Origin of the sequence: Colwellia sp. BRX8-5 (assembly GCF_014077325.1) — a bacterium.
Classification (GTDB): Bacteria; Pseudomonadota; Gammaproteobacteria; order Enterobacterales; family Alteromonadaceae; genus Colwellia_A.
Genome location: NZ_JACGVR010000007.1, coordinates 57,908 through 70,301 on the forward strand (window position 1 = coordinate 57,908; position 12,394 = coordinate 70,301).

General features: G+C 36.2%; 14 protein-coding genes. 13 read left to right on the forward strand and 1 reads right to left on the reverse strand.

What is annotated here, in order from left to right; translation table 11 throughout:
* Positions 1-70: 70 nt before the first annotated feature.
* From H4J62_RS07050 to H4J62_RS07095, 11 genes are all read left to right on the forward strand, one after another.
* Entirely contained in the window at positions 71-2,380 is a 2,310-nt protein-coding gene (locus tag H4J62_RS07050) for a hypothetical protein (RefSeq protein WP_182214744.1), read from the forward strand.
* Between the two features lie 202 nt (positions 2,381-2,582).
* A complete protein-coding gene (locus tag H4J62_RS07055; protein WP_182214743.1) occupies positions 2,583-3,809 on the forward strand; it encodes an ectonucleotide pyrophosphatase/phosphodiesterase in 1,227 nt (408 codons plus the stop codon).
* A 152-nt stretch (positions 3,810-3,961) separates the two neighbouring features.
* Entirely contained in the window at positions 3,962-4,810 is an 849-nt protein-coding gene (locus H4J62_RS07060) for an alpha/beta hydrolase (protein WP_259364604.1), read from the forward strand.
* Positions 4,811-4,987: 177 nt separating this feature from the next.
* Complete coding sequence (maoP, locus tag H4J62_RS07065; protein WP_182214741.1) at positions 4,988-5,350, forward strand: DUF413 domain-containing protein; 363 nt, start codon at positions 4,988-4,990, stop codon at positions 5,348-5,350.
* A 292-nt stretch (positions 5,351-5,642) separates the two neighbouring features.
* Positions 5,643-6,617: a tRNA dihydrouridine(20/20a) synthase DusA gene (gene dusA, locus H4J62_RS07070; RefSeq protein ID WP_182214740.1), complete on the forward strand. Its 975-nt coding sequence runs from the start codon at positions 5,643-5,645 to the stop codon at positions 6,615-6,617.
* A gap of 276 nt (positions 6,618-6,893) precedes the next feature.
* Complete coding sequence (locus H4J62_RS07075) at positions 6,894-7,172, forward strand: hypothetical protein (protein ID WP_182214738.1); 279 nt, start codon at positions 6,894-6,896, stop codon at positions 7,170-7,172.
* Between the two features lie 10 nt (positions 7,173-7,182).
* Entirely contained in the window at positions 7,183-7,314 is a 132-nt protein-coding gene (locus H4J62_RS20370; protein ID WP_259364605.1) for a hypothetical protein, read from the forward strand.
* A 109-nt stretch (positions 7,315-7,423) separates the two neighbouring features.
* Positions 7,424-8,311 carry a sulfurtransferase gene (locus tag H4J62_RS07080; protein ID WP_182214736.1) on the forward strand — a complete coding sequence of 296 codons (888 nt, stop codon included), beginning with the start codon at positions 7,424-7,426 and terminating at the stop codon, positions 8,309-8,311.
* A gap of 292 nt (positions 8,312-8,603) precedes the next feature.
* A complete protein-coding gene (gene pspA, locus H4J62_RS07085; protein ID WP_182214735.1) occupies positions 8,604-9,266 on the forward strand; it encodes a phage shock protein PspA in 663 nt (220 codons plus the stop codon).
* A gap of 156 nt (positions 9,267-9,422) precedes the next feature.
* On the forward strand, positions 9,423-9,635 hold the full coding sequence (locus tag H4J62_RS07090) for a PspC domain-containing protein (RefSeq protein WP_182214733.1): 213 nt from the start codon (positions 9,423-9,425) through the stop codon (positions 9,633-9,635).
* 82 nt (positions 9,636-9,717) lie between these two features.
* Positions 9,718-10,053, forward strand: a complete 336-nt coding sequence (locus H4J62_RS07095) for a hypothetical protein (RefSeq protein ID WP_070374956.1) — start codon at positions 9,718-9,720, stop codon at positions 10,051-10,053.
* A gap of 54 nt (positions 10,054-10,107) precedes the next feature.
* Here H4J62_RS07095 and H4J62_RS07100 read toward each other — a convergent pair whose 3' ends face one another.
* Entirely contained in the window at positions 10,108-10,842 is a 735-nt protein-coding gene (locus H4J62_RS07100; protein WP_182214731.1) for an enoyl-CoA hydratase/isomerase family protein, read from the reverse strand.
* Between the two features lie 70 nt (positions 10,843-10,912).
* Between H4J62_RS07100 and H4J62_RS07105 the strand changes: the two genes are divergently transcribed.
* Both H4J62_RS07105 and H4J62_RS07110 read left to right on the forward strand, forming a co-directional pair.
* On the forward strand, positions 10,913-11,392 hold the full coding sequence (locus H4J62_RS07105; RefSeq protein WP_182214730.1) for a copper chaperone PCu(A)C: 480 nt from the start codon (positions 10,913-10,915) through the stop codon (positions 11,390-11,392).
* Between the two features lie 9 nt (positions 11,393-11,401).
* Positions 11,402-12,394, forward strand: coding sequence for a DUF2333 family protein (locus tag H4J62_RS07110; protein ID WP_182214728.1), 993 nt, complete (start codon positions 11,402-11,404; stop codon positions 12,392-12,394).

Genomic DNA, 12,394 nt, shown 5'->3' on the forward strand with positions numbered 1-12,394 from the left:
AAATATATTGATCTTTAGGTATAAATGTCTCGCCTATTTAGGATAAATTATAACAAATGGATGTTTTTGAATGAATTATACTGCTTCTCTTTTTGTGAGCTTAATATCAATGGCTCTTTTAGCTTCTTGTGGTGGAGGCAGTGGTGAACGTTCAGAAAAAATAACGACACCGCAGCCTACTGTTCCAACACCACCTGTTGTCGACGCGATTTTTACAGAAGATAATGCCGGTGATATTGCCATCTGGAGTACGGTGTTAACCGAAGCGAGTATTAATGCCGCAGACATCATCGAACAGGAAATTATTTGGTTTCATCATGCACCTGAAAACATCTTAATTAGAGACTGTAATAGCACAGGTACCGTTGAAAAAATTATTGACGATACAGAAAATAGCTACCAATTAGTTTTTACAAACTGTAGTTACCAAACCGATATTATTGATAGAGAAAGTTCAACCACAACAGTGACTGCCTTAGTGAATATTACCCAGCAGTATATTCAACTTGATGACAGCAAGAATCCTTACTCGGATAGTTTCCTTATTAAGGACCTAAGTGCAAAGTTTTCCTCTACGCGCTTTATTATTTCTACAATAGAAGAGCCTTCACTTTCATTAGAGTTAATGTTTGAGCTTTTGCTAACAAGCAACCAAACGTGGAGCGCAAGTACTGAAGATTTAGAAGGAGATCTCGTTTTAAATTATCAAAGTAAAAACAGAAAACTTGATATAAAAGCAATCGACTTTAAAGTTAAAACTGATGATTTAATGGTTGTTACTGACTCTCTAAAGCAAACGACAATTAATCAACATATTAACGCGCCAGGTAGTAATAAATATCCGCATTACCAAGTCGATATTACCAGTACAATAACGAGTGAACTATTTGCCTTTGAGACCACTTTAACCTCTAACGTTACCTCGCCATATTCAGGTAAAGGTTATGCATCACAATCACCTGCTGGAACCTTTAGACTGACCAACGCTCAAAATGAAGAAATATTGCTAACATTTATCACAAATAAATATATGCAATTGCACCTTAACCAAGAACTTATAGGTGAAGCAGAAACAGTAGCATGGACTTCATCCGCCTTATTTAATTTACATGATAATGCCCAAGCACTAGCTTTTATCCAAGAGTTAACACCGTTTAAAGCTATTTCAATTACTAAAGAGACGATTGAAAATGATCCCGTTGAAAAAGTAATCATAAAATTTAATAAAAAAGTATCCATTGATAGTAGTTATTCGAATACTCCGATACAAGTTTCAACTTTTTCGGTCTCTAATTCTTTTTACCGACCTATTATTTTAGCGACTGAAAACAAGATTACCCTTTCTTTCGATACCAATGAATCTAAAGGTTTTTATAATATTTATTACGACGGAAACTATAAACTGAAAACCAGTGAAAAATATGTTGAACAAAGTTCAGGCGGACACTCAGTTAAACAAATCGTTGGCATTGTCGGTGAGGCAGTTACATTAGATCATACCGTAGAGCAGGTTCGATACTCATCTGTGTTCAACCATCTTATTGCAATAAATGATTTTAATACCGTAATAAAAGTCTTTGATCTTGAAACAGGTCACTTAATTAAGGCTTCTAATGAAACCAATATTATTTTTGACCATATTTGTTTCTCGGCTGATCAAGAACGTATATTTTTAACGGGTCTAAACTATGACGATTACAGTTACCAAATATTTTCATATGACCACCAAACGCTAAGGCTTATTGAGTCGTATCAGCAAACGGGCTCTGCTCATAGCCTTAAAAAGTGCGCGGCTAATCAACTTATATTTGTAAATGATGATTCACTTGAGCAATTTAACTTGTCAACGACAAACTTTGCGCTTACCAACACCGCTTTAGCTAACGTCAATAACATTGTTCAATTTCCATTAAACGACAATAAATTATTATATGTGTCGGATACAGATAGCAGTGGTTATGAATTGTTCTCATTAACATTAGATCCTTTCGCGATTGAAGCTGTTGCGACTCCACTGGCGGATAGTCGCGATACTTACAATTACTCTGGTAACCAAGAACGGGCTATTTTCATTGATGGCGTCAATGAAACACTGCTTGCTAGAAACACTGTTATTAAGATAAATGACACTTCTGAAGTACTGCATACCTTTACGGGCGAAGAAACTTATTTTCCTAAGAAAAATGAACATATCAGATATCATAATGAAGCGCATAATATTATCGTTACTAATCTTGCGGTTTATGACGCCTCAACTTTTGTTGAGCTTATAGCACTTCCGTCGATTCCTGCGGCAAGCTATTGGTTTGTTGATAATGATGATAGATTATCTGTAGTCCTTCAATCAATGGATAGTATTTACCGAGTAAAGCTCTACTAATTTTATCGAGCGCTCAATTATAAAAAGGCATCAGCACAAAATATATAATTATTATGCTGATGTTTAATTGAAGCGATTGTCTTATTTACGCCCGCGTTGAGTCAATAAATACTCGTCTTAAGATAAAGCAATAACGATTTTATGTTAGTAAAAAAACAATGCTAGAAAGCCCTTAAACACTAATTATTGATGAGAAATTACCGTGAATAAATTATTTATAATAGGCATGTTATTTGCCTTAAATGCATGCACATCAGAATCAAAAAAGTCACTAGGTATAGCATCCAACCCTAATCCTAAACCTTATGTGTTGTTAATTTCACTGGATGGTTTTAGGTGGGATTATGTTGATAAATATCAGCCTACATTCTTGTCTCAATTTGCTAAAGAGTCTGCTCATTTAACATCATTACGTCCTACTTTCCCGACAAAAACCTTTCCTAACCATTTGAGTATTGTTACGGGGTCATACCCTGAGAATCATGGCATAGTGTCTAACCGTTTCTATGCTCGCGATTTAAATAAAACCTACAGCATAAGAGACTCGGAAGCGGTGACCAATCCCGACTTTTATTTACGTAAACCCTTGTGGATTATTGCGGAAGAACAAAATATGCGTACGGCTAACTATTTTTGGCCAAGCTCCGAAGCCGCTATTGCGGGTATTTATCCGTCTCATTTTAAAAAATATGATCACAACGCCTCACATCAAGAACGCATAGATGGTGTATTAAATTGGTATCAGCTTCCTTCAAGCGAACGGCCGCAATTAATAACCACTTATTTTCATGATATAGACAGTGCAGGGCATGGTTTTGGTCAAGATTCACCTGAGCTTATTGCCGCTATTAACCGTGTAGATAGCACCATTCGTGAAATGGTTGAAAAAGTACGAACGTTAGATTTTGAAGTAAATATTATTATTGTCTCTGATCATGGTATGGCTGATTATCCTGCTAAGAATTATGAATATTTACCTAATTGGTTAAATGATGAATATAAAGTTTTGGCAACCAACCCTATTACACTTATATACGATGAGGGTAAGTCTACCCGCACATTAGCTCAAACTGTTGCACAATTAAATCAACAAGCTAAACATTATAAATGTTATCAATACCAAGATATTCCAGCAAAATTTAACGCCTCAAAATCCAGTCGTATCGGTGATATAGCTTGTTTAACCGATAACGATTGGTCGATAGGTTTTACCGGAAAAACCAGTAAAGGAAATCATGGTTGGAGTCAGTTTGACACTACAGACATGGACGGAATATTCTATGCACAAGGGCCCGCATTTAAAAAAGCATATCAGTTAGATACGGCTGAAAACATAAATATTATGCCATTAATTGCAGACATTTTAGGCCTAGAAATCACCACCCCAATTGATGGTAAATTAGCGATTATGAAGCCGTTACTTAAATAAATATTATGCCAATAACAATTGCACACTAAAAGTAATACACCGGTGATTTATTCGCTGGAGTATTGCTTTACTTATCCTTAAGGTTTTATAAATAACTCGTTATGGTTATGTAAACATAACGACTTGTCATTGAGTAAAGAAAGAGAGTTCACTTGAAACTAGTAATATATAGTTTAACGCTGCTATTAATATTGACCAGCCAGCTATCAATGGCTTTTACCACTACGCCTTTTCAAATACCAAGAAGTAAAGTCGTTGAAATTAAAGATCCCGACAGTCAACGTGTTTACCCATTATTTATAAAGTTACCTAAATCTTATGCTAAAAATGATGATAAAACTTATCCCGTTATTTACTTAACCGATGCTTGGTATACTTTTCAGATTGTTTCTGGGGCAACCCGTTATCCAATGAATGCACAAAAAATGAAAGAAGCTATTATCGTTGGCATTTCATATGCTAAAGGGTCGAAGCGAGATGCTAGCAGAGTGCGAGACTATACCCCGTCAATAAATAAATCCTGGCAACAAACAACAGGTGGTGCTCAACAGCATATGGCGTTTATCGAAGCTAGTGTTATCAATTATATCGATAAAAATTATCGAACGGATCGACAAGATAGAACCTTTGTCGGTAACTCACTTGGCGGATTATTTGGTACATATATATTATTAACTAAACCGACATTATTTAATCATTACATACTGGGTAGTCCTTCTTATTGGTTTGATAATAAGGTTGTTTTTACATTAGAAGAGGCGCATCGAAAGCGGCAGTTAACCATTAATGCTAATATTTTTATTGCTATTGGCGAACGTGAATCAAAAGCATTAGACAGCAGCCATGACATGGTCAAAGATGCTGAAGATTTTTATGAAAAAATACTTAATTGGCAGCAAACTCATGTAAAAGCAAAAATTGTTATTATCCCAGAAGCCAATCATCAAACCGCTTTTCCTACGACGGTCATTCAAGGACTACACTGGATTTACAAAATATAACCTCATGCTAGTTTTGTATTTTTAGCCTAAAAAAAAGTCAAAAATAGTGTATATAATGGTAAATAATATACATTAAGTAAAATATTCTAATTAACGTTAAAAAATAATTGCCAATTAATCGATATTGAGTTAAAAATGCGATTATCAGTGTATTTATATTTTAGTAGAGTTTATAAAATGGCTAATTTAGCAATATCAGCAGAAAGTTTTAAGGTAAATAGAAATTTTTACGATGATAGAAATTATCCGCGCGGCATAAAGCGTTCCGGTGACTTTAACTTGGCCGAGGCCGAGGCATTAGAAAAATATGGTGTTGCATTAATGGCACTTTCTTTAGGAAGTCGTCTGCCTGTTACCGAAGAAGAGCAACATTTTGTTGAAGTTTGTCGTGGTAATGCTGCTGTAAGCAATACCATCGAGAAGGCATGGTTAAAATATCAAAACATAATTTTAACACCCAAGCAATTCCACACCTTATTTGGTCGAACTAAAGTTGAAACAGACGAAGAACTTGAGTCAGATCCTGACGACCTAGATTAACTTTTTTTTGTCAATTTATTAGGCTGTTTATGCAAAAGGCTTGCTATAACTTAGCCCCGATTTAGGTTTAAATTGACTAAGCGTTAATTCGCCAAATTATTAAGTGATGTTATTTAAAATTCACCCATCTTTATACCATAAAAATAGCTGAAAGCTATCGAGGCTTTCGGTGCTGTCACTTGACATTATTTCTTTTGTTTAACATCGCTAAAGCCTTTATAATCAGCGAAATTTTTTGTTGTTGTTTCCAACAGCTACATTCGCTTTAAACTTAAAGGTTTTTTATAACTTTATGATTTCACATAAACTTTCCGTTGCACCCATGCTCGATTGGACTGATCGCCATTGCCGTTACTTCTATCGTGTTATGTCAAAGCACACCGTGCTATACACCGAAATGGTGACTACTGGCGCAATTATATTTGGTAAAGGTGATTATTTATCCTTTAACAAAGAAGAACATCCTGTTGTACTGCAACTGGGGGGAAGTGATGTTAAAGCCATGACAGAGTGTGCAAAAATGGCTGAACAGTATGGTTATGATGAAATTAACATTAATGTTGGCTGCCCATCTGATCGTGTCCAAAATGGTCGTTTTGGTGCTTGCTTAATGGCTGAACCTTCTTTGGTCGCTGACTGTGTCAATGAGATGCAAGCGACAGCCAATATTCCGGTTACTGTTAAATCGCGTATCGGTATCGATGACCATGACAGTTATGAGTTTTTACATAATTTTGTTGATGTGGTCTCTCAGGCTGACTGTAAACATTTTATTATTCATGCACGTAAAGCTTGGTTAAGCGGTTTAAGCCCTAAGCAAAATAGGGAAGTTCCCCCGCTTGATTATGGTCGTGTTTATCAAATCAAAAAAGACTTTCCACAGTTACAAATTTCAATTAATGGCGGTATTAAAACCTATGATGAAGCCAATGAGCATTTAGCTCATATTGATGGTGTGATGATAGGCCGTGAAATTTATCAAAACCCTTATATGTTAGTTGAAGCAGATAACGCGATTTATCAAAAAAACACGGATATTCTTTCTCGTGAGCAAATTGTTGCCGAGATGGCGCGCTATATTGATATTCATATTGCCAACGGCGGGCGTGCTTGGCATGTTGTTCGCCATATGCTTGGACTCTGCAATGGTTTAGCGGGTGCTAGGCAGTTTCGTCGTTATTTAAGTGAGCAATGCAGTGGTAATGAAGTTACCAGCCAAGTTCTTTTTGATGCGTTCGCACAAGTGACCCTTCCTGCAGGCGAGTAATTTTCTGTTTTGTGTACCGATTTTGGGAAATTGTATCCCTAAATCGGAATACTATTTATCTTGCCGTTTAGCGATAAATATAATGTTATCGCTATAATTATTAATAATTGGCTTTTTTGACCACTTTTCTTTTATTTAGTCTTAAACTTTATTTTTATGATAAAAGCATAGATTAATTAATCCTATAAAATTCAATTACTTAATTTTTTTTTGATCTCTGGCACAACCTTTGTAATAGATATTACGACTTAACTATTATAAAACTTGGAGAACAACATGAAAACGTTATTGATCACCACATTAACTACCGCTTTATTATCTTTTAACAGTTTTGCAGACAACACTACAGACATCAAAACTATCGCTAATCTGATGGTTAAAACAGGCATTGAACAACTCAATACAAAATTAACGAGTAGCGTAAAAGATAAAGTTCAGCCAGATATCACGATGTCAGCTTTAGCCAACAACAAATATTCCCAAATTTTAGTGGCTAAGCTTAGTAACAAAAAGGGTACTCAACAAAAGAATACCGTTCAAGTAGCGGATGAGTAAGGAATTGATTATGCCGAGCTTAGAGCTAATTTTTACGTTATTGATGTTACCTGCTGTATTTTTATTGGCAGCGTCTTTAGTGGTAAGCCTAGTAGAAAATAACCGTGAACAATCATCAGCCGAAAAACAAGCCGCAAGCTAAACGCAGGGAATTTGTTGTACCCTGCCAATTTATATTTTTTTTTCGACTGTACAACTATCGATTTATTCGTTATTTTTTAAGCCTTATTCAAAAATGAATGACGCTAACTATGCCTTCGACTTTTCAGCAAATAATATCGTGCCGTCAGCTGCATGATTTGCTTTTTCCTACACTCCATTTAACCGGAGACTCTGCAAAACCATTATCAAATATAATACTGCTTGATGCGAGTATCCCACCCGTTGGTAATATGCGCTCGCCAGAAAAACAATGGCCAGATTTTACGTTGCCTTATGCCAAGCGATTCGATTTAAATAAAAACTTTTCTGATTTATCAAATCCACTTCCCCACACTATGCCAAGTGCTGAACATTTTCAGCAGCAAGCGCGTGCGTTAGGGGTAATGACAGACAGTCAAATTGTTGTTTACGATGACCAAGGCTTATTTTCTGCAGCGCGTGCTTGGTATATGTTTAGAGCAATGGGACATGAAAATGTTGCCGTACTTGATGGCGGCTTACCCGCTTGGTTGGCATCAGGGTATCGTGTTTCATCAGCGACATCTTCCGTTACTAGCCGTGGTAACTTTATCGCTACATTTTGTAAAAAATACTTTTATAGCAGCCAAAATATAGAACGTAACCTTAACTCTCAAGAACACCTTATTGTTGATGCTAGGGCTAAAGAACGCTTTGAGGGCAAAGTTGCTGAGCCACGCGAAGGTATTCGTAGCGGTCATATTCCCTCTTCTGTGAATTTACCCTTTAGTGATTTATCGCATGATGGCTGCTTGCTCGCCAAAAATATTTTAAAAGAAAAATTTAACGCTATTAATAGCGAAAATAAACCAATGGTGATGAGCTGTGGCTCTGGGGTAACCGCCTGTGTTTTAGCGTTAACCGCCGAAATGTGCGGTTATAAGCACGTAAAAGTTTATGACGGCTCATGGAGTGAGTGGGGCGCAGGTGATTATTTTCCGGTAGTGGTTACTCAATAATTCAACGCTCATTTTAATAAAATTCCACCATGTTATGGGTATAGTCAAATTAACTAATTAATTTGTGAATTTGACTATATTTTCGTCTGACATATTATGTCACCTTTCTTTCTGTAATCGATGTCTTTATAAAATCCCTTAATAAACAGTAGTTTAATTTGTTTTGCTGAGTTGGCATGTCACTTGTAATAGAAAACACAGTAGCAAGTTAAGCATTAACATTTTGGTTAATACTTAATGAGTCATTAAATTAAAATACTAATAGCAGCGCATTTGCGCAGGAGAATGGATTATGGGCATGTTTTCACGTTTTACCGATATTATTAACGCTAACTTAAACAATATGTTAGATAAAGCTGAAGATCCTGAGAAAATGGTTAAATTGATCATTCAGGAAATGGAAGAAACCTTGGTTGAAGTACGCTCTACTGCAGCAAAAAATATAGCAGAAAAGAAAACCTTAATGCGTAAAATAGCATCACTAGAAGCTAGTATTAATAATTGGCAAGAAAAAGCCGCATTAGCCATTAATAAAGGGCGTGATGATCTTGCGAAGTCTGCGCTACATGAAAAGCAAAAATGTTCAGTACAAGTCAGTGAATTCCATGATGACTTAGCGCAGCTAGAGATTTTTTTGAGTGCAGTACAAGAAGACGGTCAACGTTTACAAGAAAAACTTCAAGAAGCTAAACGTAAGCAAGACGCTTTTGCATTACGCCAAGAGTCAGTTGAAGTACGTTTAAAAGTGCGTGAAAGAGCGATTGTCTACAACATAGATGAAGCCATTAATAAATTTGAACGCTACCAACAAAAAATTGACCGAGTAGAAGCTGAATTAGAGTCTTATGACTTTACCGAGAATAAAGATCTCGCCAGCCAGTTTCGTGATTTAGAAACAGATGAATCTATTGAACAAGAATTAGCCGATTTAAAAAAGCAAGTTGTTAATGGCTAAGATGGCTAAGCGACAAAAAACTAGGGGGCATTACATGATACATCATAGTGGCTATTTCATAATGATCATGTGTCTTGCTCCCGTATTAACTTTTTTTGTTGGCGCAGGACTATTAACTTTTTTTACAAAACAGCGGTTAGAATTAAGGAATAAATGATGAGCTATCAACGTGAGTATTCAGTGAAAAAAACTTTAACAAAAGATGTTGCCCATAAAAAATTATCAGGCGTTTGTGCGGGCATCGCAAAATATTATGACTTACCAAGAATAGCTGTTCGTATTGCCGCTATTGCTGCTTTGCTTATATTTCCGTTAGCTAGCGGTGTTGCTTATGTGGTCGCGGCGATACTATTACCCACCAAGCATTAATGGGCAGTATTAACTTAAAGCGATAGCGAGTAAATAATATTTACCGATAGCTGTGCGTAAAACTAAGTAAGCAGGAGGAATTATGTCATTTTTTAAATCATTAACATTAGCAATTTTTGCAACCTTATTTTTAACCTATGCATTAGGAATAAGTTTTATAGAAATGTTTAATGTCGACCTTCATGTTGGTGATGAACTCATTGATCCTTTAAAAGCGATTAGTGTTTCAGCAATTATTATGGTTATTCTTGTCATGGTGGCATTTGCAATTGTTATGAGTGTGTTTGGTTCATTAATTTTTATCGGTATGATGATTTTTGGTGCGGCGGCCTTTGTGATGATTGGTATATTTTGGCCCGTTATTTTTATTGCTGTTGTTATTTGGTTAATGGCAGGGGACAAAAAACAAATCGCCTAAAGATGAACCCCCCGCAAATTTTGGCTGACTATTTCACCTTTAAGATTTATTTTTTTAAAAAAATTGCGCTAAAATATTTTTACATTGCTGCGTTTTTACTAAACGTTTAAATTCTTTAGCTTCGTTATCAATGACCTGTTGCATAGTCAATTGAGCATGTTGTTTCATCAATTTTCTACTGGTCATGACAGAATCATGAGGTAATTTAGCAATAGTATTAGCAATATCGCTAGCTATTTTTAGTAAATCTTCCGGTATGCATATTTGATTAATAAGACCGTAATCTAGTGCTTGTTCGGCAGTAAATTGCTTGCCAAGTACTAAAAGTTCAAACGCTTTGTTATGACCAATACGCAGGGGTAACATCAGGCTAGAGCCAGCTTCAGGTGATAGACCTAACTGAGTAAAGGGTAATTTAAATTTACTATTGTTTGCCGCTATGACCATGTCGCAATGTAACAACAAGGTAGTACCAATACCTATTGCCGGGCCAGCAACTGCGGCAATAAGAGGTTTATCAAATATTGTTAGTGCTTGTACAAAATCTAATGCTACTAATTCATCATCTTGTGAGCATTGTAAAAAGTCATCCAAATCATTACCTGCACAAAAACAGTTTTCATCGCCTTGAATAAGCACACAGTGGATAGTTGAATTTTCGCTCGCATATTTTAGAGCAGCACATAAGTCGATATACATACTTTGATTAAGTGCATTTTTTTTATGTTTACGGTTAATAGTCACGGTGAAAACATGATTGTTTTCTTGGCTAATAATTAAGTTATCCATTTTGCTCCAGCTTAGTTACAATGTTAAGGCAATAAAAATAATCTGTCTAAAAAAGGAAGTATAGCGAGAAATGAATAAAATATGTTTTATAGCCATTGTATTATCTTTTACGTTACTCAGTATCAATAGCGATGTTTTTGCTGTTGAACACGATAGTAATATTATTATTGACGGGCCTTATGTGAGAGCTAGCATACCTGGAACCAGTATAACTTCAGCTTATATGTCGATTGAAAATAAAAATGATGAGGCGCTAATTTTAACAGGAGTCAGTGGCTTGTTTTCCGATAGAATTGAAATTCATCAACACACCATGAGTGATGGTATGATGAAGATGCGTCAAGTTGAACAATTGACAATCGAAGGGAATAATAAAGTGGTATTGCAGCCTATGGGCTATCACTTAATGATATTTAACGTTAAAAAAGCCTTGTTACCTGAAGAGGAACTTTCATTAACATTGCACTTTAAGCAGCAAAAGGATCTTGTCGTAACCATTCCGGTGCGAAGTATTAAACAAGAAAACCCAGCTAAAAAACAACACCATTAGGAGCTCAACATGACGACTAATTTTTCAGGCAAAACTTTTGTCACCATTTTTTTTGCTATCATCCTCTCAGGCTATTTTCTCGGCGTTTATTGGAGCTTTGAACCTGAGCAGCTTGATATTAGAGCTGAAGCAACGAAAGATGCAACGGCAGCTGGTATAAAACCTGTTGTCGGTTACACCACAACAACGGCACTTATTAGAGTAACCGAGACATTATTAAATAAACCTGGCGGTTATCTGTCAAATGATGCTTTGCCACCCTCAGTATTTTTAGACAATATCCCAGCTTGGGAGCTTGGTGCGCTTGAAATGTCGCGTGATATGGCGCTTGTTATGCGTCAGGAATTTAGCCGCTCTCAGTCACAATCGGTAGAAAATAAGCACTTAAAAGTTGCTCAGCCTCAATACAATATCGATCACAAAAGCTGGGCGATGCCAAGTGCAGAAAGTGAATACAATAAAGCAATTAACGAATTGTATGCCTATCGCAAAGCGTTAGGCGATGTTAACAGTCAAACAGCGCAATTTTATGCTCGCTCAGATAATTTACGTGACTGGATCCAAGAAGTGAATAAACGTTTAGGCAGCTACTCTCAACGATTAAGTGCAAGTGTTGGCCGTGAACAATTAAATACCGACTTAGCTGGCGATAGCGTTGCCCAGCAATCAACATCTGCACAGTCAAGCGTTGTCTTAAAAACCAGCTGGTGGAAAATTGATAATGAATTTTATGAAGCACGTGGTGCGTGTTGGGCGTTACTTCACTTTTTACGCGCCGTAGAAATTGATTTTAATGATGTATTAGAGAAGAAAAATGCTAAAGTAAGCGTACAGCAAATTATTCGAGAATTAGAAGCAAGCCAAGAATCTATATGGAGTCCAATGATCCTTAATGGTGATGGTTTTGGTTTATTAGCTAATCATTCTTTAGTAATGGCAAATTATATTTCTCGTGCTAACGCAGCACTAATCGATTTAAATGACTTATTAAGTCAAGGATAA

Bases quoted from the DNA above. Each gene is read 5' to 3' on its own strand.
- H4J62_RS07050 (WP_182214744.1), top strand. From the start codon at position 71: ATGAATTATACTGCTTCTCTTTTTGTGAGCTTAATATCAATGGCTCTT.
- maoP (WP_182214741.1), top strand. From the start codon at position 4,988: ATGGCTAATTTAGCAATATCAGCAGAAAGTTTTAAGGTAAATAGAAAT.
- dusA (WP_182214740.1), top strand. From the start codon at position 5,643: ATGATTTCACATAAACTTTCCGTTGCACCCATGCTCGATTGGACTGAT.
- H4J62_RS07075 (WP_182214738.1), top strand. From the start codon at position 6,894: ATGAAAACGTTATTGATCACCACATTAACTACCGCTTTATTATCTTTT.
- H4J62_RS20370 (WP_259364605.1), top strand. From the start codon at position 7,183: ATGCCGAGCTTAGAGCTAATTTTTACGTTATTGATGTTACCTGCTGTA.
- H4J62_RS07080 (WP_182214736.1), top strand. From the start codon at position 7,424: ATGCCTTCGACTTTTCAGCAAATAATATCGTGCCGTCAGCTGCATGAT.
- pspA (WP_182214735.1), top strand. From the start codon at position 8,604: ATGGGCATGTTTTCACGTTTTACCGATATTATTAACGCTAACTTAAAC.
- H4J62_RS07090 (WP_182214733.1), top strand. From the start codon at position 9,423: ATGAGCTATCAACGTGAGTATTCAGTGAAAAAAACTTTAACAAAAGAT.
- H4J62_RS07095 (WP_070374956.1), top strand. From the start codon at position 9,718: ATGTCATTTTTTAAATCATTAACATTAGCAATTTTTGCAACCTTATTT.
- H4J62_RS07100 (WP_182214731.1), bottom strand. From the start codon at position 10,842: ATGGATAACTTAATTATTAGCCAAGAAAACAATCATGTTTTCACCGTG.
- H4J62_RS07105 (WP_182214730.1), top strand. From the start codon at position 10,913: ATGAATAAAATATGTTTTATAGCCATTGTATTATCTTTTACGTTACTC.
- H4J62_RS07110 (WP_182214728.1), top strand. From the start codon at position 11,402: ATGACGACTAATTTTTCAGGCAAAACTTTTGTCACCATTTTTTTTGCT.